This window comes from Streptomyces sp. NPDC058872, from assembly GCF_042743065.1.
GTDB lineage: Bacteria > Actinomycetota > Actinomycetes > Streptomycetales > Streptomycetaceae > Streptomyces.
Genome location: NZ_JBHYMK010000012.1, coordinates 32,441 through 57,760 on the forward strand (window position 1 = coordinate 32,441; position 25,320 = coordinate 57,760).

The following is a 25,320-nucleotide window of genomic DNA, read 5'->3' on the forward strand; positions in this document are numbered from 1 at the left end:
ACGGTGAGGTCGCCGGTGTCGGGGTGGGGGACGCGTCCGCTGGTGCGGCCGGTCAGGTCGTCCGCGCCCGTGCGCAGGGTGCGGCTGCTCGGGCCGTCGTGCAGGGGGCCACCGTCCCGCCGGGGCAGCCGTCCACTGGGCGTGTCGGTCAGGAAGGCGTCCGCTCCGGCCCCGGTGCGTCCACCGGACCGCTCGTCGGACGAACCGCCCCCGGAGCGGAGGACGCGTCCGCTGGGTCGGTCGGTGGGGTCGCCGGTGCTCGGGTGGGGGATGCGTCCGCTGGCGCGGCCGGTGAGGTCGCCGGTGTCGGGGTGGGGGACGCGTCCGCTGGTGCGGCCGGTCAGGTCGTCCGCGCCCGTGCGCAGGGTGCGGCTGCTCGGGCCGCTGCGGAGGTCCCCCGCACCGGGACGGGGCGACAGACCGTTCGCCTCGTCGGCGCCCCCGCGCGGGACACGACCGCTGCGACTGCTGGGGAGGGTGCCGATCGTGCCGTCGCCCGTCCGGAGGGTGCGTCCGCTCGGCCGGTCCGTGAGCTCGCCGGTGTCCGGGACGCGGACGGTCGCCCGAACGCCCTGCGGGAGCGATTCCGCCGCGCTCGGAGTGCGCTGCCCGATCAGCCGGTCGGTGGTGCGTACCACCGACCGCCGGTCGGCGAAGCGGCCGTCGCCCAGGAGCTCCGCCCGGCGCTTCAGCTCCGCGCCGAGCGCCTGGGCGAACTCCCGCATCCGCACCGGGTCCGAGGCGACCAGGTGCTCGGTGACGTGCGGCAGCTCCGTACAGGAGGCGAGGCCCTCACCGCGCTCGCCGCCCGCGCCGTCCACCAGGAGCAGTCCGAGCCGATCGGGCCGCCCGCCCGCCGCGAGGGAGGCGGCGATCGAGCGGAGCAGCTCCGTGCGCCCGCTGCCCGCCGGACCCTCGATCAGCAGGTGGGGGCCCTCCTGGGTGAGGTCCACCGCCAGCGGACCGTGCGGGCCGGCGCCCAAGACGGCCGTCCCGTCCTCGGCCGAGGCCCAGCGGGCCATCAGGGAGGCGGGGGTGGCGCGGGCGAGCCCGAGCTCGTCGAGCAGGCGCGCCGACGGTGGCAGCGCGGCGGTCCGGCCGTGGGTCGGTGCCGTCGTCTCCGGGCGCAGCGGTGCCAGGGCCCGGCCGAAGCGCTCCGCCCAGGCGACGGAGACCGCATCGACCGCGCCGACCGTCCCGTGCCCCGCGAGCCGTCCGCCCGCCGTCCGCAGCAACCGCATCGCGGTTGCCACGTCACCGCTGAGCAGCGCGGCGGCCCCGCACTCGCGGAACGCGAGGGAGGCGGCGCACGCGGCCTCGTACGTGGCGGCCACGGGCGACTCGGGGGTGGCCGAGGGCGCCTCGGCGAGGCACAGGAGGTGGATGCCGGCTGCCGCGCCCACGCCCGCGAGCCGTGCCACGGTTTCACGCAGTGCGGCCGAACCGGGATCGCCGTCCACGATCACCACCGTCGTCGGACCGTCGTGCCGGGCCGCGGCCTCGGCGATGGCCGCGTGGTCGGCGCTGGGCCAGCCGGGACCGAGCGGGCCGTCGTCGAGCCGCCGGGTCAGCTCGGCCGTCCGGGCCTGGGCCTGCTCGCGGTCGTACGCGAGGAGCAGTCGGCAGTCCTGGCCGTGGGCCGGGCGGACGTGGGGGAGCCAGCCGAGCCAGCCCCAGGCACGGCGCCGCTCGTCCAGGGAGCGGTTCCGATCGGCGCTGATGAGCACGATCTCCAGATCGGCGGGGGAGTGCAGGGCGGCGAGTTGGGCCACGACCGAGCGGGCGAGACCGGTGAGCCGATTGCCCGGACCGGCCAGGCCGAGGGAGCCGACCTCGCGCAGCCCGACGGTGACGGGCACGCCGGAGAGTTCGGCGCGGTCCGTCGTGCCGAGCCGGACGACGAGTGCCTCGGGGTGCTGCTGGCCCCGCTCCCAGAGTCGGGGGCCCGGCCCGAGGGCGGTGAGCAGGACGGTGGCCGGGTCCGGCCAGGTGTCCGCCCGCGGTGCGGAGCCGGGGGCGGCCCGCCGGGTGCCCGGCACGAGGGGGACGCCGGTGTGGGTGGCCGGGGCGGCGGGAGGGCCGGCGGAGGGCGCCGCGGGGTCCTCGCGACCGCCCGCGAGACGACGGGCCCATGCGCCGAGTCCGCGCCTGCCGCCGCCGCTGCGCAGGGGTGCCACGGGAGTCTCCGGGGCCTCTTCCCGTGCGCGGGGCGGCCCGGTCCGCTCGGTCGGACGGGTGCCGTCGTGGGACCCGGCTCCTTCGTGGCCGTCGGCCCGGCCGGGCCGGTCCTGCGCGTGCGCGTCGCCTCCGTCGTGCGCGATCCCGTGGGCGCCGCCGTGGGTGGCGCCGTCGGACGGGGGCACCCGGTCGGTCCGGTCGGTGCGGTTCGTCGCGCCCGTCCCCCCGATTCCGGGCACGACCCGCAGATGGCCTTCCCCGTCCGGGGCCGTCGCCGACCGGTCCGTGCCGCCGAGGGCGCCGCCGGGGCCGGTCACACGGAGGGCGGATTCGCCGAGGCGCAGCAGGGCGCCCGGGCGGAGCGGAACCGGGCGGTCGCCGACGGGTGCGCCGTCGACCGTCGTCCCGTTGGTCGAGCCGCGATCGACGACCGTGACCAGGCCGTCCGCGCCGACGGTCACCGTGCAGTGGGCGCGGGAGACGTCCGGGTCGTCGAGCGGTACGTCGGCGTCGACGGAACGGCCGATTTTGATCGCTCCGCCGTGCAGCAGGTGGACTCCGCCCGCGTCCGGGCCCGCCACCACGTGCAGCCGGGCAGTGGCCGTCTCGTCGACCCGGTCGTCCGGTCCGGGGTCGTGGAGGGCGAGCACGGCGCCGTCCACGAGCGGGGGCTCGCCGAGCACGCAGCGCCGGCCGTCGAGCCGCTCCCCGCCGGCGTGGAGCACGGGCGTGCCCGAGGCGGAGGACTCGGGTCCGGTGACGGCTGCGGCGAGGTTCGAGGCCACGGTGGCCAGGGCCGTCCCGGCGGGGGCCGTGACGAGCACGTCGCAGGCGCGCCGGGCGCCGTGGCCGGCATGCGGTGCGAGGACGGTCAACCGGATCTGCATCGCCGTCAGCGGTCCCTTCTGCGCGAGCTGCCAGGCAGGGGAACCGCCCGTGTCACCCCCACCCGGCACGGACGCGTCGCCCGGTACAGGTCGGCACGGCGCGGGGGCTCCCGACCCCTTCGGTGCGACGTGCTGGAGGCATCCTCGCACCTGCCGCAGACAATACGCCCGCGGGTCGGCCACAAGTGATCTTGAACGGTCGACTGTGGACGGGAAAACGCCTGGTTGGGCATGGCTTCGGAGCGTGCGTGGCAACCGCTGCACCTCTTGGAGCGTCTTCTTCCGGACAAGTTCCGTTCGCCCCGAGGCGCCGAGGGGTCGAGCGCGACACCGGAATCGGCCCGTGAACGACCGACCGGTGACCCGTTCGGCCGCACTAAAGTGGTTCGGACACCCGGACGGGTCACATACACAGGACAGCAACCCCGGGGACATCGAGCGGGAACCACCCCAGGACCACGACCAGCAGGGAGCGCGTGACGTGCGGCCTATCGGCAGTAAGTACCTGCTCGAGGAGCCGCTCGGTCGCGGCGCCACGGGCACCGTCTGGCGAGCCCGGACGGTGGCGCCCCCGGGCGCGCCGGAGCCCTGGGGCAGGGACGGGACGGCGACCGAAGCCGCCGTGCCCGGCCGGCCCGGCGAAACCGTCGCGATCAAGGTCCTCAAGGAAGAGCTGGCCAACGACGCGGACATCGTGATGCGCTTCCTGCGCGAGCGGTCCGTGCTCCTGCGGCTCACCCACCCGAACATCGTGCGCACCCGCGACCTGGTCGTCGAGGGCGACGTGCTCGCCCTCGTGATGGACCTCGTCGAGGGCCCGGACCTGCACCGGTACATCCGGGAGAACGGGCCGCTCACCCCGGTCGCGGCCGCGCTCCTCACCGCCCAGATCGCCGATGCGCTCGCCGCCAGCCACGCCGACGGGGTCGTCCACCGCGACCTCAAGCCGGCCAATGTGCTGCTCGCCGAGCAGGGCGGCCAGATGCACCCGATGCTGACCGACTTCGGCATCGCGCGGCTCGCCGACTCCCCGGGCCTGACCCGCACCCACGAGTTCGTCGGCACGCCCGCGTACGTGGCGCCCGAGTCCGCCGAGGGCCGCCCGCAGACCTCCGCCGTCGACGTCTACGGCGCGGGCATCCTCCTCTACGAGCTGGTCACCGGCCGGCCCCCGTTCGCGGGCGGCACCGCCCTGGAGGTCCTCCACCGACACCTCAGCGAGGAGCCGCGCCGCCCCTCGACCGTGCCCGGTCCGCTGTGGACGGTCATAGAGCGCTGCCTCAGCAAGGACCCGGACCGGCGGCCGAGCGCCGTGAACCTGGCCCGCGGCCTGCGCGCGGTCGCCGCCGGCATCGGCGTGCACGCCACCCCCGCCCAGATCGAGGCGGCGGACGGCGTCGCCGTGCTCCTGGCCCCGGACCCGGCCCCCGCGCCGGTCCCCCAGACGCCGGGGGCCGCCGACGCCACCCAGATGCTGCCGGGCGGATCCGGTGCCGGGACCCCGCCGCAGTACGACCCCGCCGCCGCGACCAGCGTCATGCCGACCGGCGGCCCGGCCGGTGCGGCCGACCCGACCGCGGTGCTCCCCGCGACCGGCCAGGGGGCGTCCGGCGCGGCCGACCCCACGGCCGTCATGCCCCCCGTGCCGCAGGACCCGCCGGCGGAGCAGTCGCACCCCTGGCAGGGCCAGCTGCGCGCGGCCCGCGACCGCAACGAGCAGACCCAGGTGCAGTACCTCGACCCGAGCGAGGACCCGCTCCGTCGCCGGCCGCAGCGCCGGCCGCAGCAGCCCGGCGGGTACGGCCAGCAGCAGGACCAGCAGCCCGGTGGATACGGCCAGCAGCAGGGCCAGCAGCCCGGCCCGTACGGCCAGCAGCAGGGCCAGCAGCAGCCGTACCCGCCGCAACGCCCGGCCCAGCGCCCGGCTCCGCAGCGCCCGCCCCGGTCCCAGCAGCAGTACCAGCCGCCGCAGCCCGCCCCGCAGGCGTACGCGGCCCCCCAGCAGCAGTACCAGCCGCCCCAGCAGCCGCCGCAGGCCCCGGCGCCCCGCGAGCCGCGTCCACCGCGCCAGCGCAGCGCCAATCCGATGCGGATCCCCGGGCTGGGCTGCCTCAAGGGCTGCTTGTTCACGATCGTCCTGTTCGTGGTCGCCGGCTGGCTGATCTGGGAGCTCACCCCGCTCCAGGACTGGGTCGCCCAGGGCAAGGGGTACTGGGAGGCCATCGGCGACGGCATCTCGGCGGTCACCGACTTCTTCTCCTCGCTCTGGGAAGCCACCGGTTCCGGGAGTGCTACCGGCGGTAGCGGGCAGTAGCGCTGCAGATTTATCGACTTCCGAGGGGTGATTTCCCCTCGGAAGTGACGACCGGCGGCCGTGGACGCGTAGTTTTGTCGAGAACCGCAGCCGCTGAGGGAGCAGTCTTGGCACGGAACATCGGCAGCCGCTACACCGCCCACCAGATCCTCGGGCGGGGCAGCGCCGGAACGGTGTGGCTCGGCGAGGGACCCGAAGGGCCCGTCGCCATCAAACTGCTGCGCGAGGACCTGGCCTCCGACCAGGAGCTCGTCGGCCGCTTCGTCCAGGAGCGGACCGCCCTGCTCGGTCTCGACCACCCCCGGGTGGTCAAGGTCCGCGACCTCGTCGTGGACGGCAACGACCTCGCCCTCGTCATGGACCTGGTCCGCGGCACCGACCTGCGGACCAGGCTCGACCGGGAGCGGCGGCTCGCCCCCGAGGCCGCCGTCGCGATCGCCAAGGACGTCGCCGAGGGGCTCGCCGCCGCGCACGCCGCCGGCGTCGTCCACCGGGACGTCAAGCCCGAGAACATCCTGCTCGACATGGAGGGGCCGCTGGGGCCCGGTGGCGCCCACCCCGCCCTCCTCACCGACTTCGGCGTCGCCAAACTGATCGACACCCCGGGCCGCACCAAGGCGACCCGGATCATCGGCACCCCCGACTACCTCGCTCCCGAGATCGTCGAGGGACTTCCGCCGCGCGCCGCCGTCGACATCTACGCCCTCGCGACCGTCCTGTACGAGCTGCTCGCCGGCTTCACCCCCTTCGGCGGCGGCCACCCCGGTGCGGTCCTGCGCCGCCACGTCACCGAGACCGTCGTTCCGCTGCCCGGCATCCCCGAGGAACTGTGGCAGCTGCTGGTGCAGTGCCTCGCCAAGGCCCCGGCCTCCCGCTTGCGCGCCTCCGAGCTCGCCGCCCGCCTGGCGGACGTCCTGCCGCTGCTCAAGGGCATCCCCCCGCTGGACGTCGACGAGCCGGGCGCAGAGCCGACCTCCGAGCAGCGGGAGGAGGACGCGTACCCCACCGGCGCCGACGCGGGGGAGCCCGGCCCGCGCCGTGCCGCCGTCCCGCTGGTCCCCGGCTCCTCCGCCGACTCGAACCGCGACACCCACACCTCCATGCGGGTCCCGGCCCCCGACGAGCTCTCCGGCGGTCCCCTCGGCACGGCCCGCGCCCCCCGCCCGGCCGGTGCCCGCCGCCCCGGTTCGGCCCGCCACAAGTCGGGTGCGGTCCGCAAGAGGAGGATCACCCTCGCCGTCGCGGCGCTGGTGGTCGCGGGGGCGCTCGGGACGGGTGGCTACCTCGCGGCCTCCGGCGACGGCGACGCCGTGCCGCAGGACTCCAAGCAGTCCTCCCAGCCGTAGCCCCGGCCGTAGGTTCGGGTCCGAGCCCGGAGCCGTTACGCTGGACGCGTGGCAGTCGTCGATGTATCCGAAGAGCTGAAGTCCCTCTCCTCGACCATGGGGTCGATCGAGGCCGTTTTGGACCTCGAGAAGCTGAGGGCCGACATCGCCGTGCTCGAAGAGCAGGCCGCGGCCCCGTCCCTGTGGGACGACCCGGAGGCGGCGCAGAAGATCACCAGCAAGCTTTCGCACCTCCAGGCCGAGGTCCGCAAGGCGGAGACCCTGCGCGGCCGGATCGACGACCTCGGGGTGCTCTTCGAGCTCGCCGAGGAGATGGACGACCCGGACACCCTCGCCGAGGCCGAGGCGGAGCTGGGCTCCGTCCGCAAGGCCCTCGACGAGATGGAGGTCCGCACCCTCCTCTCGGGCGAGTACGACGAGCGCGAGGCGCTGGTCAACATCCGGGCCGAGGCCGGAGGCGTCGACGCCTCCGACTTCGCCGAGCGGCTCCAGCGCATGTACCTGCGCTGGGCGGAGCGCCACGGCTACCCGACGGAGATCTACGAGACCTCGTACGCGGAGGAGGCGGGCATCAAGTCCACCACCTTCGTGGTGAAGGCCCCGTACGCCTACGGCACGCTCTCCGTCGAGCAGGGCACCCACCGACTCGTCCGCATCTCGCCCTTCGACAACCAGGGACGCCGGCAGACGTCCTTCGCAGGCGTCGAGATCCTGCCGGTCGTCGAGTCCTCGGACCACGTGGACATCGAGGAGTCGGACCTCCGCGTCGACGTGTACCGCGCCTCCGGCCCCGGTGGTCAGGGCGTCAACACGACCGACTCGGCCGTGCGCATCACGCACATCCCGACCGGCATCGTGGTCTCCTGCCAGAACGAGCGCTCCCAGATCCAGAACAAGGCGAGCGCAATGAACGTCCTCCAGGCCAAGCTCCTCGAGCGCCAGCGCCAGGAGGAGCGCGCCAAGATGGACGCCCTCAAGGACAGCGGCAGCTCCTGGGGCAACCAGATGCGTTCGTACGTGCTGCACCCGTACCAGATGGTCAAGGACCTCCGTACGGAGTTCGAGGTCGGCAATCCGCAGTCCGTGCTGGACGGCGAGATCGACGGCTTCCTGGAGGCCGGCATCCGCTGGCGCAAGCAGCAGGACAGGTAACCCGCGGCTCCGTGCGTTCGGGCCCCACACCGTTCGGGTGTGGGGCCCGACGCCGTTTCCCGCTCCCCGCTTATTCGCTGGCGCAAGCGAAAGGACGGCGATCGGGGAGCTTTGTCGACAAGGGAACTTCCCTTGTCCGGGCCTTAGTTCGGGGTTTCCGTCACAGTTGCTTCATGGCATCTCGGGCATGAAATGATCTTTCGGACATTGCGCGCGCAATCGGCTTGACGGTGCTTCGGAAACTCGGAAGGGTGGCCCATTGGCATGCGCTTCGCTGGGACGCGTGTGAACGGGGGCGGGTCCAGTCGTGACGCCACCCGTGCTGCGCGGAGCCCCGGGCGCTGCCCCATGACGAGATGAGCTACTGGGGGTAGCAGCCAGATGACCAACAAGACGCGAGTCCGCCTGGTGCGGGTCGCGGCCAGTGCCGTGATCATCGCCGGTGCGTCCCTGACGGCGGCCGGTGCCGCACAGGCCGTCGGCGGATTCGGAACCGAATCGAACCAGACCCAGGACGCGGGCCTCGGTATCCAGGACGCCCCGGGCGGGGAGGACACCGGGAACACGACCTACGGCGAGACCACGGGTGGCGCCTCGTCCTCGACGGGCGAGACGTCCTCGACGGGTGAGACCTCGTCCACGGGTGAGACGTCCACGACCGGTGAGACGTCCTCGACGGGTGAGACCTCGTCCACGGGTGAGACGTCCACGACCGGTGAGACCTCTTCGACCGGTGAGACGTCCACGACCGGTGAGACGTCCTCGACGGGTGAGACCTCCTCGACGGGTGAGACGTCCACGACCGGTGAGACCTCTTCGACCGGTGAGACGTCCACGACCGGTGAGACGTCCTCGACGGGTGAGACGTCCACGACCGGTGAGACGTCCACGACCGGTGAGACGTCCTCGACGGGTGAGACCTCGTCCACGGGTGAGACGTCCACGACCGGTGAGACCTCCTCCACGGGTGAGACCTCCTCCACGGGTGAGACCTCGTCCACGGGTTCTTCGTCCTCCACCGGTGAGGTGACGAGCGGCTCCAGCAGCACCGGATCCACGACCACCACCGGTGGCAGCTCGACCACCACCGGTGGCGGCTCGTCCGCCAACGGTGGCGCCGGCACCTGCACCGTCGACCTGGACGGTGCCGAGTGCGTGGACACCGAGGGCGGCACGAAGACCGACCAGGCCGGCTCGCAGCCCGTGCAGCAGGGCGAGGCCAAGGAAGAGCTCGCCGAGACCGGTGCGGCCGAGACCTCGTTCCTGGTCATCGGCGCCGCGACCATGATCGCTGGCGGCATCGGCTTCCGTATGCTGCCGCGCCTCGTCGCCGGCGGTCGTACCGCCGCCTGACGCGGTCGCGCAGCGGTGTGACGACGGCAGCATGACGAAGGGCCGGGGGTTCGCCCCCGGCCCTTCGTGTGCTTCCGGCTCGTGTGGGCCTTGCGGGCCCTCCGGTCAGGCGGTTTGGACCGCGGCGAGCAGGGCGATCGCCGCGAGCAGGGCGACCGCGAGCGTCAGGAGCATCGCGGGGGTCAGGCCCTGGGGGGTCAGTCGCTCCCGGTTGGCGCGGCAGACGGGGCAGCGGCCCTCGGCGACCGGGGCTGCGCAGTTGGCGCACACCAGTCGGTCGTAGGTCATACGCTCTCCTCCTCCCGCACGGGGTACACACGGGACAACGTCCGGTGGGATCCGGACGTTCCCCCTACCACTGTGCCAGCTTCGCTGCGTTTCGGCGCGCCCCGTCGGGTCGTCCGCCCTCCGACCGGAAGGGCGAAAAGGATAAAGCGCGCAAGCCAGGACCGCGACTGCGCAGTGCATCCCGGGTCGCGTAAGGTCACGCACACCTACTCCCGGCCGACCGTGGTGCACCCGTGATCCGATTCGACAACGTCTCCAAGTCCTATCCGAAGCAGAGCCACCCCGCTCTCCGGGATGTCTCCCTGGAGATCGAGAAGGGGGAGTTCGTCTTCCTCGTCGGTTCCTCCGGCTCCGGAAAGTCGACTTTCCTGCGCCTGCTCCTCCGCGAGGAGCGCGCCAGTCAAGGCCAGGTGCACGTCCTCGGAAAGGACCTGGCCCGGCTCTCCAACTGGAAGGTGCCGCACATGCGGCGCCAGCTCGGCACCGTCTTCCAGGACTTCCGCCTGCTGCCGAACAAGACCGTCGCCCAGAACGTGGCCTTCGCCCAGGAGGTCATCGGCAAGCCGCGCGGTGACATCCGCAAGGCCGTGCCGCGGGTGCTCGAACTGGTCGGTCTGGGCGGCAAGGAGGACCGGATGCCGGGCGAGCTCTCCGGTGGTGAGCAGCAGCGCGTCGCCATTGCCCGCGCGTTCGTCAACCAGCCGATGCTGCTGATCGCCGACGAGCCCACCGGCAACCTCGACCCACAGACCTCCGTCGGCATCATGAAGCTGCTCGACCGCATCAACAGGACGGGGACCACCGTCGTCATGGCGACCCACGACCAGAACATCGTCGACCAGATGCGCAAGCGCGTCATCGAGCTCGAAAAGGGCCGCCTCGTCCGCGACCAGGCACGCGGCGTCTACGGATACCAGCACTGAGCCTGTAGCTAGGAGAAGAAAGCAGACCCATGCGCGCTCAGTTCGTGCTCTCCGAGATCGGCGTCGGTCTCCGGCGCAATCTCACGATGACCTTCGCGGTGATCGTTTCCGTGGCCCTCTCGCTCGCCCTGTTCGGCGGTGCGCTGCTCATGCGCGAGCAGGTCAGCACGATGAAGGACTACTGGTACGACAAGGTCAACGTCTCCATCTTCCTCTGCAACAAGACCGACGCGGCCACCGCGGCCAAGTGCGCCAAGGGCGCGGTCACCGGTCAGCAGAAGGAGCAGATCGAGGCCGATCTGAAGAAGATGGACATCGTCGAGTCGGTGCACTACGAGTCGGCCGACGAGGCGTTCAAGCACTACAAGGAGCAGTACAGCGACACCGCCATCGCGTCCATCATCACGCCGGACCAGATGCAGGAGTCGTTCCGGGTCAAGCTGAAGGACCCGGAGAAGTACAAGGTGGTCGCGACGGCCTTCGCCGGCCGTGGCGGCGTCGAATCGGTGCAGGACCAGCGGAACATCCTGCAGAACCTCTTCGACCTGATGAACGGCATGAACATCGCGGCCCTCGGCGTCATGGCCCTGATGCTGATCATCGCGCTGATGCTGATCGTCAACACCGTCCGGGTCTCGGCCTTCAGCCGGCGGCGCGAGACCGGCATCATGCGGCTGGTCGGGGCGTCCAGCTTCTACATCCAGATGCCGTTCATCATGGAGGCGGCCTTCGCCGGACTCCTCGGCGGTGCCGTCGCCTGCGTGCTGCTGCTCGTGGGTCGGTACTTCCTGATCGACCACGGCATCGCGCTCGCCGAGAAGATGCAGCTGGTCAACTTCATCGGCTGGGACTCGGTCTTCGCCGTGTTGCCGTTGGTGATCGTCATCGGGCTGCTCATGCCCGCCCTGGCCGCCTTCATCGCCCTGCGCAAGTACCTGAAGGTGTGAGAAGACACCCCTGTTCGTCGATGGCGTCGTGCGGTCAAAGCCCGTGCGGCGCCATCGCCTTGTCCTAGAGTGGGCGCCATGCCGGCCGGGCTCGACCTCTTCTCCTTCCGGCCCCGCGGAACGGTCCGCGGGGCCGTTCTCACGTTGGTGTTCACGGGAGTGCTCGCCACTGCCGCGGCCACCGGCTCGCTGCCCCGGCAGGAGTCCGCGGAAGCCGCGCAGCGGCCCGCCCCGTCTCCTGCGCCGGACGACACCACCGTCGACAGCGCCGCGCTCAGTCGGGCCGCCGCCGCGGCCATGGCCGACGGCAAGTCGGGAAAGAAGGCGGCGGAGGAGTTCGTCAGCCGCAGCGGCGACCGTTGGGGCGCGGTCTACGACAAGAAGGAGTACGCCGAGTTCGAGCAGGCCCTGGACGGCTCCTACACCGGAGTGGGGCTCTCCGCCGGCCGGTCCGGAACGAGCGGGATCCGGGTGACCCGGGTGCACGCCGACGGTCCCGCCGACCGGGCCGGAATCCGGACCGGCGACGCGCTCGTCGCCGTCGACGGGCGTCCGGTCGACGGCCTCTCCGTCTCCGAGGTCGTCTCCTCGCTGCGCGGTGACGGCGTCCCCGGCTCGACCGTCGTCCTCCGGGTCGAGCGGGGGCGCGCCGCCTGGACGCAGACCCTGCGCAGGGCCCGGCTGACGACGGACCCGGTCACCGTCCGCCGCCTCGACGACGGGGCCGTGTTGATCCGGGTCGCCGCCTTCACCAAGGGAGCGGGCGCACGGGTGCGCGAAGCGGTGCGGGCCGCCCCGGCCGGCGCCGGGGTCCTGCTGGACCTGCGGGGCAACTCGGGCGGGCTGGTCGAGGAGGCGGCCGTCGCCGCCTCCGCCTTCCTCGACGGCGGGCTGGTCGCCACCTACGACGTGCGGGGCGAGGAGCGGGCCGTGTACGCGGAGGGCGGTGGCGACACCGGCAGGCCGCTGGTGGCGCTGGTCGACGGGGGCACCATGAGCGCGGCCGAGTTGCTCACCGGTGCCCTCCAGGACCGGGGGCGGGCGGTCACGGTCGGCTCGCGGACCTTCGGCAAGGGCTCGGTGCAGATGCCGAGTGCGCTGCCGGACGGTTCCGTCGCCGAGTTGACCGTCGGCCACTACCGCACCCCCGCCGGGCACGCCGTCGACGGACGCGGCATCACCCCGGACCTGTCCGTCGGCGAGCGGGCCGAGGAGCGGGCCCGGACGGTATTGAGTGGCCTCGGAGGGGGCTCCTAGTGCGAAAATGACCGCACTATGGCAAAGGGACTCGTGAACGTGCAGGGAAAGCCTGCCAAGAAGAAGGCCCAGGACAAGGGGCCGGAGCGCAAGCTCATCGCACAGAACAAGAAGGCGCGCCACGACTACCACATCCTCGACACGTACGAGTGTGGTGTGGTGCTCATGGGCACCGAGGTGAAGTCGCTGAGGATGGGACGGGCCTCGCTGGTCGACGGCTTCGTCCAGATCGACGGCCACGAGGCGTGGCTGCACAACATCCACGTGCCCGAGTACATGCAGGGCAGTTGGACCAACCACCACGCGAAGCGGAAGCGGAAGCTGCTCCTGCACCGGGCCGAGATCGACAAGCTGGAGCAGAAGTCCTCGGAGACGGGCCACACGATCGTGCCCCTCGCGCTGTACTTCCTGAACGGTCGGGTGAAGTGCGAGATCGCCCTCGCCCGGGGCAAGAAGGAGTACGACAAGCGCCAGACCCTGCGGGAGAAGCAGGACACGCGCGAGACCCAGCGGGCGATCGCGGCGGCGAAGCGGCGGCAGCGGGCGGCGTAGTCCGTTCCCGCCGCCGGGAATGTGCTGGCGACCGTGCGCGTCGGTCACGTACGATGGGTCGTGCACCCCTCCGAGGGCGCACGTTTTGAAAAATCAACATGGGGATGATCGGTTTCGACAGCGGATGTCGAAGCAGGGGAAGCGTGTCGAGGAAGCGGCAATGATCTCGTTAACCACGCGCCGAAACCAATAATCGCCAACACCAAGCGCGATTCCTTCGCCCTCGCTGCCTAAGTAGCGACTTGCGAAGTGTCAGCCCGGGGCTGTTCCCGACCCGGATCCTGGCATCATCTAGGGGACTAAACCTTGATCCCGGTCACGGGGTGAAGAGGGAAACCAAACAGTGACTGAGCCCGTTCCGGACTTGTCTGGGTGATCCGGAGGGCTGAGAAACTCGTACCAGACTGCACACGGAGAAGCCCTGGTTCCGCACCGTTGGACGCGGGTTCGATTCCCGCCATCTCCACTCATCCCATGTGGGCACGGGCCCGGTGGTCGCGCGAGCGAACACCGGGCCTTTGTCATGCCCTCTTGTGGGCTTGGTCTGGACCTGACACCCTGCGGTCGCCGCCCCCCCACGCCACGGCATTCCCGGAGGTACGTATGCGTCACAGACCCCTCGCGGTCCTGCTCATGCTCCTCGCCCTCCTCGTTCCCGCCACCCTGCCGGCCGGTGCCGCCGCACCCGCTCCCGTGCAGGTCTACGGCGCCTGGCACTGCGGGGACGACTACTGCACCTGGTCCACCGTCCGCGACATCGCCGAGTTCGACGCCAAGAACCACTGGTTGGTCGACCGGGGCGACGGACGGCCCTCCGTCAACCTGGTCGTGCTCAGCTTCGTCGAGCCGCTCAAGCTGCTGCACCGCACCACCGACGCCGGCACCGCGAACGGCGTTCCCGTCGGCATGAACCGCGAGGTCGTCCAGTACTTCACCTCGCGGGGGATCCGCGTGATGCTCTCCATCGGCGGCATCACGTACACCGACGCCTGGGACGCGGCCCTCACGGAGGACGCCACCCAGCTCGGTCTGAACGCTGCGGCCGTCGCCGCCGACCTCGGCGTCGGCATCGAGATCGACTACGAGCAGAACACCGGTCCGAACCTCACCGGGCTCCAGGCCTTCATCGACGCCTACCGTTCCGTCCACCCCTACGACGCCTCCGGCACGCGGCCGGCCGCACGGCTCACCATCGACACCGCCGCCGGCGACCGCTGGCTCATCGCCCTCAACCGCAAGGCCACCGCCGACTGGCTGCGCACCGACGACCCCGTGCTCGACTACGCCAACGCCATGGTGACCGCCCGCCCCACCTCCGCGAGCTCGCACATCGCGAACTGGCAGGAGCACATCGACGGCAAGTCCCAGTACGCGCCGCCGGTCGCGCCGCTCGCGCCCGCCAAGTTCACGGCCGGGCTGTACCTCGCGTACGGCCGCAGCCCGCTGCCGGAGTGCACCGACTTCGCGGACTCGCTCCAGAAGGAGACCGGCGACTGGGTGCGGAACGCGGCACCCCACGGCGCCGGGACCACCCCGGGGCTGCTCGGCTACATGTTCTGGGCCGCCGAGAAGCCGTCCACCCGCGGCCTCGGCACCCAGGAGCCCAACGGCTGTGCGGGCGGTGCCGGAGCCGGTGCGACCGCCTTCGGGGTGCAGGTGCCGATGCCGCCGCTGCGGCAGGACTGATCACCCCGGTGCGCGGCGGCCCGCCCCGGTCGCCGCGCACAGGGCCAGGGCGGAGGCCGCGGCCGTCACCGGGAGCAGGAAGCCGAAGGAGGCGAAGGGAGCGTGGTCGGCCGCCCAGCCGCCGCCCGCCGAGCCGGCCGCGATGCCCGCCAGGAGTGCGGTGACCGCCAGGGTCATGCCCTCGTTGAGCTGGGCCGCCGGGGTGAGCCGCTGGATCAGGCCCATGCCCGTCACCATCGTCGGCGCCGTCGCGGTGCCCGCCACCAGCAGCCCGACGGCCAGTGCGAGCAGGGAGCCGGTCGAGGCGGCGAACAGCGGCACCGTCATCAGGACGGCCATCGCACCGAGGCAGGTGTGCAGCCGGGCGGCCCGGCGGGCGCGGCCGTACAGCAGGCCGGCCGCACAGGATCCCGCGGCCTGGAGGGCGAGGACCGGTCCCGCGACGGGGCCGTCCACGTACGCCAGCGTCACCACTTCCATCGAGCCGAAGACCGCCCCGGTGGCGAGGAACACCGCGAGCAGCGGCGCCATTCCGGGGGCCCGCAGCGGGGACCCCGCAGAGGAGCGCGGGGCGACCGGGGGTTCGGTGGAACGCTGGGCGGCGAAGAGGAGGACGCCGCAGAGGAGGAGGGCATCGGCGGCCAGCGTGCCGGCCTCCGGGAAGAGTGCCGAACAGAGGACGGCGGCGAGCACCGGGCCGAGCATGTAGCAGAGTTCGTCGGCCGCCTGCTCGAAGGAGTTGGCGGTGTGCAGCAGGTCCGGGTCGTTCCGGAGGAGGTGCGCCCAGCGGGCCCGGGACATGCCGCCGGTGTTCGGGGTGGTGGCGGTGACGGCGGTGGTGACGAAGAGGGCCCAGACGGGAGCCCGCTCGTGGACGCAGAGCAGCAGGACCAGGTGGCCCAGGACCGCGTAGGCGGCGGCCGGGACCGCGATCCGGGCCTGGCCGTACCGGTCGACGAGCCGGGCGATCAGCGGGCTGGTGACCGAGCCGACCGCGAGGCCGGTGGCGGTGACCGCACCGGCCAGTGCGTAGGAGCCGTACGCCGCCGCGATCATGATCACCGCGCTGACGCCGAACATGCCCATGGGGAGCCGGGCGATCAGGTTCCCGACGGTGAAGGCGCGGGTGCCGGGGCGGGCGAAGAGGCGGAGGTAGGGATGGGTGGGGAGCGGGCGGGGCAGCTCGCGGTAGCGGGGGGCGAGGGCCGGGCCCGCCGGAGTGAGGGTGAGGTCCGGTCGTGGAGGCATGGTCCAAGGGTCTTTTGGCATGCCCCTGCCGGTCCAACACCTGATCGATGGCCATTCACGCACCCGTGTTGTTAAATCGCTTCGATGTCCGCCTCGTCCTCACCCCACGACCTCGACCCGCGACTCCTGCGCGCCTTCACCGCCGTCGCCGAAGAACTCCACTTCACCCGCGCCGCCGCCCGCCTCTACGTCGCCCAACAGGCCCTCAGCCGCGACATCCGCCGGCTGGAGCGCGAACTGGGCACCGAACTGTTCGTCCGGACCACCCGGCAGGTCTCCCTCACCCCCGACGGCGACCGCCTCCTCCCGTACGCACGTCGGGTGCTCACCGCCCACGACGCACTGCGCGAGGCCTTCCGCGCCGAGCCCCGTCCCCTCCTCGTCGACCTCAACTCCCCCGACCTCGCCCAGGAACAGGTCCTCCGCCGGGCCCGCGAACTCGTCCCCGACCAGGAGCTGATGATCCGCTACGAGAGCGGACTCACCGGCGCCGCGCAGAGCATCCTCGCCGGCCGGATCGACGTCTCCTTCGGTCGGTACGGAGGACTCGACGCCCGACTCCGGGCACAGCTCGACTCCCAGTTCGTCCGCTACGAACCGATGGCCGTCGTCCTCCCCGAGGACCACCCGCTCGCCCGCCTGCCGGCCGTCCCGCTCGCCCGCCTCGCCGGGGAACGGATCTACGCCGGTGCCGGGAACGAGCGCACGCCCGAGTGGACGGACCTCGCCGCCCGCCTCTTCGCCGGCCGCGGAATCGAGATCGCCCCGCCCGCGCCGCTCGCCGTCGGCCACGAGGAGTTCCGCCGCATCATGGCCAAGCACCGCCACCCGGTGCTCGCCGTCATCGACTTCCCGGCCATGCCCGACTGCGTGATCCGGCCACTCATCGACCCCGTCCCCCTCTCACCCGTGAGCCTGGTGTGGCGCAAGGGACTGCGCCACCCCGGCCTCGACGCCCTGCGCCGGGCCGCCACCGAGATCGGCACCCGGTCCGGCTGGCTGACCCGCCCGCCCGGCACCTGGCTGCCCGAGGGGGAACCGGGGCTACCGGCACCGGGGGCGCTCACAGGACCCGCGCGCTCCGGGTGAGAGCAAGGTTCCGTCCCCGACACCTCACGGCACCGGCCTGAAACGAGCCCTTCCTAACCTCGGGCACATCAGGGATCCGACTCCGTGGAGGTGCGAGATGAGTGGCCGCTGGATCGAACGCTGGGAACCGGAGGACGAGACCTTCTGGCGCGAGGAGGGGGAGCGGATCGCCAAGCGCAACCTCCTCTTCTCCGTCTTCTCCGAGCACATCGGCTTCTCCGTCTGGAGCCTGTGGTCGGTCATGGTCCTCTTCATGGGACCCCAGTACGGGGTCGACCCCGCCGGCAAGTTCTTCCTGATCGCCATCGCGACCTTCGTCGGATCGCTGATCCGGATCCCGTACGCCTTCGCCGTCGCCCGCTTCGGGGGTCGCAACTGGACGGTCTTCAGCGCCCTGTTGCTGCTGCTCCCGACCGGCTTCGCCTACGCGGTGATGGAACCCGGCACCTCCTACGGCACCTTCCTCCTGGTGGCGGCGCTCACCGGCGTCGGCGGCGGCAACTTCGCCTCCTCCATGACCAACATCAACGCCTTCTTCCCGCTCCGCAAGAAGGGGTGGGCCCTCGGCCTCAACGCCGGCGGCGGCAACATCGGCGTCGCCGTCGTCCAACTCGTCGGCCTCCTCGTCATCGGCACCGCCGGCGCCGTGCACCCGAGGATCGTGCTCGGCGTCTACCTCCCCCTCGTCGTCGTCGCCGGCGTCTGCGCCGCCCTCTTCATGGACAACCTCGCCCCCGTCAAGAACGACACCGGCGCCGCCAGGGAAGCGGTACAGGCCCGCCACACCTGGATCATGTCCTTCCTCTACATCGGCACCTTCGGCTCCTTCATCGGCTACAGCTTCGCCTTCGGGCTCGTCCTGCAGACCCAGTTCGGCCGCACACCCCTGCAGGCCGCCTCGCTCACCTTCATCGGCCCGCTCCTCGGCTCGCTCATCCGGCCCCTCGGCGGCTCCCTCGCCGACCGCTACGGCGGCGCCCGCATCACCCTGTGGACCTTCGCCGCCATGGCCGCCTCGACCGCAGTGGTCGTCTACGCCTCCGTGACCGAGTCGCTGCCCGTCTTCCTCACCGGTTTCATCGGCCTCTTCGTCCTCACCGGACTCGGCAACGGCTCCACCTACAAGATGATCCCGGCGATCTTCCTCGCCCAGGGCCACCGCAAGGGCCTCGTCGGCGAGGCCGCCGAGGCCTACGGACGGCGCCTCTCCGGAGCCTCCATGGGCCTCATCGGCGCCGTCGGCGGGCTCGGCGGGCTCGGCATCAACCTCGCCTTCCGGCAGTCCTTCCAGACCGCCGGCACCGGGACCGCGGCCTTCCTCGCCTTCCTCGCCTTCTACGCGGTCTGCATGCTCGTCACCTGGGCGGTATACCTTCGGACCCCGGTCACCGCACCCGACACCCCCCGGGCGCTCGCGGAGCCGGCGTCCCGCACCGGATACGCGCAGGTGTGACGCCCGATGCCCGGCGCGGACCGTAACGACCAGGAAATACCGGCGAACCGAGACCGTCACGCGTCCCCGTCAGGCTCGGGCCCCATGGACGAGCAAGAACACGGCCCCCTCGCGGGCTTCACCGTCGGCGTCACCGCGGCACGCCGCGCCGACGAGCTGATCGCACTGCTGCGACGGCGCGGCGCGGCCGTCGTCCACGGCCCCGCCCTGCGGATCGTTCCCCTGGCCGACGACGCCGAACTCCTCGCCGCCACCAAGGAACTCGTCGCCCACGCCCCGGACGTCGTCGTCGCCACCACGGCGATCGGCTTCCGGGGCTGGGTCGAGGCGGCCGAGGGCTGGGGACACGGGGAAGAACTCCTCGGCGTCCTCCGGGGCGTCGAGCTCCTCGCCCGCGGCCCCAAGGTCAAGGGAGCCGTACGGGCCGCCGGACTCACCGAGTCCTGGTCGCCCACCTCCGAATCCATGGCCGAGGTCCTCGACCGTCTCCTCGCCGAAGGCGTCACCGGCAGGCGGATCGCCCTCCAGCTCCACGGCGAACCACTCCCCGGCTTCGTCGAGGCCCTCACCGCAGCCGGCGCCGAGGTCGTCGGGGTCCCCGTCTACCGCTGGATGCCGCCGGAGGACGTCGGCCCGCTCGACCGGCTCCTCGACGCCACCCTCGCCCGCGGGCTCGACGCGCTCACCTTCACCAGTGCACCGGCCGCCGCCTCCGTCTTCTCCCGCGCGGAGCAGCGGGGGGTGCGGGACGAGCTCCTCGCCGCGCTCCGGCACGACGTACTGGCGGTGTGCGTGGGGCCCGTGACGGCACTGCCCCTCCAAGCGGAGGGCATCGACACCCACCAGCCCGAGCGGTTCCGGCTCGGGCCGCTCGTCCAGCTCCTGTGCGCGGAACTGCCCGCCCGCGCCCGGGTCCTGCCCGTGGCCGGCCACCGCGTCGAGATCCGCGGACACGCCGTCCTGGTCGACGGCGGGCTGCGCCCCGTCCCGCCCGCCGGCATGGCCCTCCTCGGACTCCTCGCCCGCCGTCCCGGCTGGGTCGTCTCCCGCGCCGACCTGCTCCGTGCGCTCCCCGGCGCGGGACGCGACGAACACGCCGTCGAAACGGCGATGGCCCGCCTGCGCAGTGCCCTCGGCGCGCCCAAGCTCATCCAGACCGTGGTGAAGCGGGGCTACCGCCTGGCGCTGGACCCGACCTCCGACCACAAGTACGACGGCTGACCCCGGTCGCCGGGACGCCCGCCGGGACGCACCGCCCCGCACGGCAGCGCCCGGTACCGTACCGGGATGCTCGCCGACAGCCCCCGGATCCGCCCCGCCACACCCGGTGACGCCCCCGCGCTGGCCCGCGCCCTGGTGCGCAACCGCGCCCACATGAAGCCCTGGGAACCCCACCGGCCCGAGCGGTACTACACCGCGGAGGCCCAGGTCGAACGGCTCGCCGACGGCGCGGCGCAGTGGATCGCCGTGGACGGGGACGAGGTCGTCGGCGCGGCCACCCTCTCCGGCATCGTCCTCGGTGCCTTCCGCAGCGCCTCCCTCGGGTACTGGGTGGACCGGGACCACACCGGCCGCGGCCTCGCCACCGCACTCGTCGAAACGGTCTGCAACGGCGCCCGGGAGGGACTGGGCCTGCACCGGATCCAGGCCGGGACCCTGCTCCACAACCACGCCTCCCAACGGGTCCTCGCCAAGAGCGGCTTCACCCGGATCGGCACCGCGCCCCGCTACCTCCACATCGACGGCGACTGGCGCGACCACCACCTCTTCCAGCGGATCCTGCACGACGATCCGCCGCCCCACGGCTGATCACGCCTGACACGACGCCCCCTCGTGGCGTACGCTCGACGGCTGCCCAGTGCACATGAGAAGGGGGCCTCCGTGGCCGCGCAGGAAGCCGTCGACACGGTCATGGACCGTGAGATCGGTGTCGAACAGGAACATCTGGATCAGGTCTACCGCCGTCTCGAGGAGAAGATCCACGAGGCGGAGTTCCTGATGAACGACGCCGCCCAGCGGGGTCAGGTCGGCACGCCCGGCGCGCTCGCCGAGCGCGACGCCCAGGTCTTCCGGGCCGGCATCCACCTCAACCGGCTCAACAACGAGTTCGAGGACTTCCTCTTCGGCCGGATCGACCTGCTGTACGGCAAGGACGGGAAGAAGGGGCCCGACGGCGCCTACACCTCCGTCGAGCCCGCCGAGGACGCCGTGCGCCCCGACAACACCGCCGAGATCGGCGAGACCCTCCACATCGGCCGGATCGGCGTCCTCGACGCCGACTACGCACCGCTCGTCATCGACTGGCGCGCGCCCGCCGCCGCCCCCTTCTACCGCTCCACCCCCGTCGACCCCGGCCGGGTCGTCCGGCGCCGGGTGATCCGTTCGAAGGGCCGCAAGGTCCTCGGGGTCGAGGACGACCTGATGCGTCCCGAGCTCCGCGCCACCCTCGACGGCCACGAGCTGCCGGTCATCGGCGACGGTGCCCTGATGGCCGCCCTCGGCCGGGCCCGCAGCCACAGCATGCGGGACATCGTCTCCTCCATCCAGGCGGAGCAGGACCTGGTCATCCGCGCGCCCGCGGCCTCCGTGGCCTACGTCGAGGGCGGTCCGGGGACCGGGAAGACGGCGGTCGCCCTGCACCGGGCCGCCTATCTGCTCTACCAGGACCGGCGGCGGTACGCGGGCGGCATCCTGATCGTCTCCCCGACCCCGCTCCTCGTCTCGTACACCGAGGGCGTCCTGCCCTCCCTCGGCGAGGAGGGGCAGGTCGCGATCCGTGCCCTCGGCTCGCTGGTCGACGGCGTCGAGGCCACCGCCTACGACGAGCCGGCCGTCTCCCGGATCAAGGGCTCCTCCCGCATGCTCCACGTGCTCCGCAAGGCGGCCCGCGGCGCCCTGGAGACCCCCGCCCCCAAGACCCAGCCCGAGCGGGGCGAGGAGGTCGGGGCCGCCCCCGCCGGCACCCCCACGCTGCTGCGCGTCGTCGCCTTCGGGCGGCGCCTCGAACTGGAGGCGGACGAGCTCCGCCGGATCCGCCACAACGTCCTCGGCGGCACCGCCCCCGTCAACCTGCTCCGGCCGCGCGCCCGTCGACTGCTCCTGGACGCCCTGTACGCCAAGTCCGGTGCCGCGGGCCGGCACAGTGACCCCGAGCTCGCCGCCGAGCTGCGCTCCTCCTTCGACGAGGACGTGTCCACGGAGGACTCCTTCCTGTCCTTCCTCGACGCCTGGTGGCCCGAGCTGACCCCCCGCCAGGTCCTCGACGCGATGGCCGACGAGCGGCGGCTCGGCCGTTGGGCCCGCCGCATCCTCACCCCCGGCGAGGTGCGCAAGCTCGCCCGCTCGCTGCGCCGCCGGGAGGCCTCCGTCCACGACGTGGCCCTCCTGGACGAGCTGAGCACCCTGCTCGGCACGCCGGCCCGGCCCCGCAAGAAGCGGGAGTACGACCCGCTGGACCAGCTCACGGGCCTGGAAGAGCTGATGCCGGTCCGGGAGGAGACGCAGCGGGAGCGGGCCGAGCGGCTCGCGGCGGAGCGCACCGAGTACGCGCACGTCATCGTGGACGAGGCCCAGGACCTGACGCCGATGCAGTGGCGGATGGTCGGCCGGCGCGGCCGGCACGCCACCTGGACGGTCGTCGGGGACCCCGCACAGTCCTCCTGGTCGGATCCGGACGAGGCCGCCGAGATCCGCGACGAGGCGCTCGGCAGCAGGCCGCGGCGCCGTTTCGAACTCACCGTCAACTACCGCAACCCGGCGGAGATCGCCGAGCTGGCCGCGAAGGTCCTGGCGCTCGCCATGCCGGGCAAGGAATCGCCGCGCGCCGTCCGCTCGACGGGCGTCCAGCCCCGCTTCGTGGCGGTGGCGGAGCAGGCGGATCTGGCCGGAACCGTACGTTTGGAGGCGGAGCGGCTCCTGAACGAGGTGGACGGCACGGTCGGTGTCGTCGTGGCCATGAACCGGCGCCGGGAGGCGGCCGACTGGCTCGCCGGCCTCGGCGACCGGGTGGTGGCGCTCGGTTCCCTGGAGGCGAAGGGCCTGGAGTACGACGCCACGGTGGTCGTCTCGCCCGCGGAGATCGCCGATGAGTCCCCGGCCGGACTGCGGGTCCTCTACGTGGCCCTGACCCGCTCCACACAGGCCCTGACGGTGCTCTCCGGCGACCGGGACGTGCCGGACGAGGCAGGCGTCCCCGACCTGCTGCGGGACTGATCCACGGGCAGCCCGGATGCTGATTTCCGGTCAACCTGTGGCGCTGGAATCGCCGGACGGGGCTGTTTGTTAGCCTTGTCGTGGCACCGGCTCGATCCAAGCCCCCGGGCCCAACCTTCGTCCCTCAGAGGGACCACTTGCCGCGAGGCGAGCATGGCGGGTCGGTGCCACTTAGACGTACGTACGAAGTTGAGGCCCCTGTCACCTCAGGTGACGGGGGCCTCTTCTGTTTCCCCCGGACTTCTCGTATGGTGGAAACTACTTTCCGAAAACAAAAAGACCGCATTACCTGCTACCGGCAGGTAGGTGCGACCATCGGAGGGCGCCGCCAGGCAACCAGCCGGGGGGCGTAGCAACGAAGCTCAGGGAAAGCAGAGGAACTCGGCCATGGCAACGGCGCCCAGCGTCTCGTACTCGATGACGGTCCGGCTGGAGGTTCCCGCGAGCGGGACCGCGGTCTCCCAGCTCACCACCGCGGTGGAGTCCCACGGCGGATCCGTCACCGGCCTCGACGTGACCGCCTCCGGCCACGAGAAGCTCCGCATCGACGTCACCATCGCCGCCACCTCGACCGCGCACGCCGACGAGATCGTCGAGCAGTTGCGCGCCATCGAGGGCGTCACCCTCGGCAAGGTTTCCGACCGCACGTTCCTGATGCACCTCGGCGGCAAGATCGAGATGGCGTCGAAGCATCCCATCCGCAACCGTGACGACCTCTCCATGATCTACACCCCGGGCGTCGCCCGGGTGTGCATGGCGATCGCCGAGAACCCCGAGGACGCCCGCCGCCTCACCATCAAGCGCAACTCCGTCGCGGTCGTCACCGACGGCTCCGCGGTCCTCGGCCTCGGCAACATCGGCCCCAAGGCCGCCCTGCCCGTCATGGAGGGCAAGGCGGCCCTCTTCAAGCGCTTCGCCGGCATCGACGCCTGGCCGATCTGCCTCGACACCCAGGACACCGACGAGATCGTCGCGATCGTCAAGGCGATCGCCCCCGGCTTCGCGGGGATCAACCTGGAGGACATCTCGGCGCCCCGCTGCTTCGAGATCGAGGCCCGGCTGCGCGAGGCCCTCGACATCCCCGTCTTCCACGACGACCAGCACGGCACCGCCATCGTCGTCCTGGCGGCCCTCACCAACGCGCTGCGCGTGGTCGGCAAGGGCATCGGCGACGTACGGGTCGTCATGTCCGGTGCCGGTGCCGCCGGTACGGCCATCCTGAAGCTGCTCCTCGCGGCGGGAGTGAAGCACGCGGTCGTCGCCGACATCCACGGCGTCGTGCACGCGGGCCGTGAGGACCTCGTGGACGCCCCGGTCGATTCGCCGCTGCGCTGGATCGCCGACAACACCAACCCCGAGGGCGTCACCGGCACCCTCAAGCAGGCCGTCGCCGGTGCGGACGTCTTCATCGGGGTCTCGGCCCCGAACCTGCTCGGCGCGGAGGACGTCGCCGCCATGGCGGAGGGCGCCATCGTGTTCGCGCTCGCGAACCCCGACCCGGAGGTCGACCCGGCCGCCGCCCGGCAGACCGCGGCCGTCGTCGCCACCGGCCGCTCGGACTTCCCGAACCAGATCAACAACGTGCTGGTCTTCCCGGGCGTCTTCCGCGGTCTGCTCGACGCCCAGTCCCGCACCGTCAACACGGAGATGATGCTGGCGGCCGCCTCGGCCCTGGCCGACGTCGTCACCGAGGGCGAGCTGAACCCGAACTACATCATCCCGTCGGTCTTCAACGACAAGGTCGCCGGAGCGGTCGCCGGTGCCGTCCGCAGCGCGGCGAAGGCCGCGGGCGCGGGTGTGGTCCCCGAGGGCCGCTGACGGCGCGTCGCGATTCGCGGAGCCGTAAACCCGCCTTTAGGGTGGCTTTTCGACTCCGCCCGGTTTTGGTGGAGTCGACAGAACGTCACCACCGCGGGGCGCTGGCGCTTTTCGTGTGACCCGCGGGGGTGCCGGATTGGCGTTCCCGCCGCTGGTGGGGGCAGGATGCGTGTTTGGGCGCGAGGGTCTGCCATTTGACCCGGGTCCGGGGACTGTCCGAGGGCCCTGGCAGCATCGGCTTCGCTGTACCCAGTCGCGCGGCTTCCGCCGCGTGGCACGCCTCACAGGCAAGAAGAACACGGGAGTAAGAACATGAACCGCAGTGAGCTGGTGGCCGCCCTGGCCGACCGCGCCGAGGTGACCCGCAAGGACGCCGACGCCGTGCTGGCCGCTCTCGCCGAGACCGTCGGTGAGGTCGTCGCCAAGGGCGACGAGAAGGTCACCATCCCCGGCTTCCTGACCTTCGAGCGCACCCACCGTGCCGCTCGCACCGCTCGTAACCCGCAGACCGGCGACCCGATCGACATCCCGGCCGGCTACAGCGTGAAGGTCTCCGCGGGCTCGAAGCTCAAGGAAGCCGCCAAGGGCAAGTAGGACGGCCTGTAGGCGCACGAAGG

The 25,320-nt window shown here is 72.2% G+C and carries 20 protein-coding genes and 1 other RNA gene; 17 read left to right on the forward strand and 4 right to left on the reverse strand.

All coding sequences use genetic code 11. The features are described 5' to 3' along the window. Positions 1-3,065: FHA domain-containing protein (locus ACFW22_RS10005; RefSeq protein WP_386401194.1), on the reverse strand; the 3,065-nt coding region annotated here is incomplete at its 3' end. Positions 3,066-3,546: 481 nt separating this feature from the next. Between ACFW22_RS10005 and ACFW22_RS10010 the strand changes: the two genes are divergently transcribed. From ACFW22_RS10010 to prfB, 3 genes are all read left to right on the forward strand, one after another. After that, entirely contained in the window at positions 3,547-5,379 is a 1,833-nt protein-coding gene (locus ACFW22_RS10010) for a protein kinase (protein ID WP_386401196.1), read from the forward strand. A gap of 107 nt (positions 5,380-5,486) precedes the next feature. Further along, positions 5,487-6,725, forward strand: coding sequence for a serine/threonine-protein kinase (locus ACFW22_RS10015; RefSeq protein WP_386401198.1), 1,239 nt, complete (start codon positions 5,487-5,489; stop codon positions 6,723-6,725). Positions 6,726-6,773: 48 nt separating this feature from the next. Then, a complete protein-coding gene (prfB, locus tag ACFW22_RS10020; RefSeq protein WP_386401200.1) occupies positions 6,774-7,877 on the forward strand; it encodes a peptide chain release factor 2 in 1,104 nt (367 codons plus the stop codon). A gap of 569 nt (positions 7,878-8,446) precedes the next feature. On the opposite strand, the gene ACFW22_RS10025 is transcribed toward prfB, so the two are convergent. Further along, positions 8,447-8,935 (reverse strand): hypothetical protein, encoded by a 489-nt coding sequence (locus ACFW22_RS10025; RefSeq protein WP_386401202.1) that lies wholly within the window; start codon positions 8,933-8,935, stop codon positions 8,447-8,449. Here ACFW22_RS10025 and ACFW22_RS10030 point away from each other — a divergent pair. After that, positions 8,904-9,230 (forward strand): LPXTG cell wall anchor domain-containing protein, encoded by a 327-nt coding sequence (locus ACFW22_RS10030; RefSeq protein ID WP_386401205.1) that lies wholly within the window; start codon positions 8,904-8,906, stop codon positions 9,228-9,230. The genes ACFW22_RS10025 and ACFW22_RS10030 overlap by 32 nt on opposite strands. Positions 9,231-9,335: 105 nt before the next feature. Here the strand turns inward: ACFW22_RS10030 and ACFW22_RS10035 are convergent, their stop codons facing one another. Beyond that, positions 9,336-9,518 carry a hypothetical protein gene (locus ACFW22_RS10035; protein WP_384872063.1) on the reverse strand — a complete coding sequence of 61 codons (183 nt, stop codon included), beginning with the start codon at positions 9,516-9,518 and terminating at the stop codon, positions 9,336-9,338. Positions 9,519-9,751: 233 nt separating this feature from the next. Between ACFW22_RS10035 and ftsE the strand changes: the two genes are divergently transcribed. The 6 genes from ftsE (at position 9,752) to ACFW22_RS10065 (ending at position 14,883) form a co-directional block, all read left to right on the forward strand. Further along, positions 9,752-10,441 carry a cell division ATP-binding protein FtsE gene (ftsE, locus tag ACFW22_RS10040; RefSeq protein WP_384872066.1) on the forward strand — a complete coding sequence of 230 codons (690 nt, stop codon included), beginning with the start codon at positions 9,752-9,754 and terminating at the stop codon, positions 10,439-10,441. A gap of 29 nt (positions 10,442-10,470) precedes the next feature. After that, positions 10,471-11,388, forward strand: coding sequence for a permease-like cell division protein FtsX (gene ftsX, locus ACFW22_RS10045; RefSeq protein ID WP_386401208.1), 918 nt, complete (start codon positions 10,471-10,473; stop codon positions 11,386-11,388). Between the two features lie 78 nt (positions 11,389-11,466). Further along, on the forward strand, positions 11,467-12,645 hold the full coding sequence (locus tag ACFW22_RS10050; RefSeq protein WP_386401210.1) for a S41 family peptidase: 1,179 nt from the start codon (positions 11,467-11,469) through the stop codon (positions 12,643-12,645). Between the two features lie 18 nt (positions 12,646-12,663). Continuing rightward, positions 12,664-13,197 (forward strand): SsrA-binding protein SmpB, encoded by a 534-nt coding sequence (gene smpB, locus ACFW22_RS10055; RefSeq protein WP_386401212.1) that lies wholly within the window; start codon positions 12,664-12,666, stop codon positions 13,195-13,197. A gap of 100 nt (positions 13,198-13,297) precedes the next feature. Beyond that, positions 13,298-13,666: a transfer-messenger RNA gene (ssrA, locus tag ACFW22_RS10060) on the forward strand. A gap of 134 nt (positions 13,667-13,800) precedes the next feature. Continuing rightward, on the forward strand, positions 13,801-14,883 hold the full coding sequence (locus tag ACFW22_RS10065; RefSeq protein WP_386401214.1) for a hypothetical protein: 1,083 nt from the start codon (positions 13,801-13,803) through the stop codon (positions 14,881-14,883). On the opposite strand, the gene ACFW22_RS10070 is transcribed toward ACFW22_RS10065, so the two are convergent. Continuing rightward, positions 14,884-16,131, reverse strand: a complete 1,248-nt coding sequence (locus tag ACFW22_RS10070) for an MFS transporter (RefSeq protein WP_386401216.1) — start codon at positions 16,129-16,131, stop codon at positions 14,884-14,886. Between the two features lie 84 nt (positions 16,132-16,215). On the opposite strand from ACFW22_RS10070, the gene ACFW22_RS10075 reads away from it, so the two are divergent. The 7 genes from ACFW22_RS10075 (at position 16,216) to ACFW22_RS10105 (ending at position 25,297) form a co-directional block, all read left to right on the forward strand. Beyond that, on the forward strand, positions 16,216-17,220 hold the full coding sequence (locus tag ACFW22_RS10075; RefSeq protein ID WP_386401218.1) for a LysR family transcriptional regulator: 1,005 nt from the start codon (positions 16,216-16,218) through the stop codon (positions 17,218-17,220). A gap of 97 nt (positions 17,221-17,317) precedes the next feature. Next, positions 17,318-18,673 (forward strand): nitrate/nitrite transporter, encoded by a 1,356-nt coding sequence (locus ACFW22_RS10080; RefSeq protein WP_386401220.1) that lies wholly within the window; start codon positions 17,318-17,320, stop codon positions 18,671-18,673. A gap of 84 nt (positions 18,674-18,757) precedes the next feature. Beyond that, positions 18,758-19,894 carry a uroporphyrinogen-III synthase gene (locus ACFW22_RS10085; RefSeq protein ID WP_386401222.1) on the forward strand — a complete coding sequence of 379 codons (1,137 nt, stop codon included), beginning with the start codon at positions 18,758-18,760 and terminating at the stop codon, positions 19,892-19,894. Between the two features lie 66 nt (positions 19,895-19,960). Then, a complete protein-coding gene (locus tag ACFW22_RS10090; protein ID WP_386401224.1) occupies positions 19,961-20,482 on the forward strand; it encodes a GNAT family N-acetyltransferase in 522 nt (173 codons plus the stop codon). Positions 20,483-20,584: 102 nt separating this feature from the next. Next, positions 20,585-22,885, forward strand: coding sequence for a HelD family protein (locus ACFW22_RS10095; protein WP_386401387.1), 2,301 nt, complete (start codon positions 20,585-20,587; stop codon positions 22,883-22,885). A gap of 387 nt (positions 22,886-23,272) precedes the next feature. Continuing rightward, positions 23,273-24,703: an NAD-dependent malic enzyme gene (locus ACFW22_RS10100; RefSeq protein WP_386401226.1), complete on the forward strand. Its 1,431-nt coding sequence runs from the start codon at positions 23,273-23,275 to the stop codon at positions 24,701-24,703. Positions 24,704-25,015: 312 nt separating this feature from the next. After that, on the forward strand, positions 25,016-25,297 hold the full coding sequence (locus ACFW22_RS10105; protein WP_015033921.1) for an HU family DNA-binding protein: 282 nt from the start codon (positions 25,016-25,018) through the stop codon (positions 25,295-25,297). Positions 25,298-25,320 lie beyond the last annotated feature (23 nt).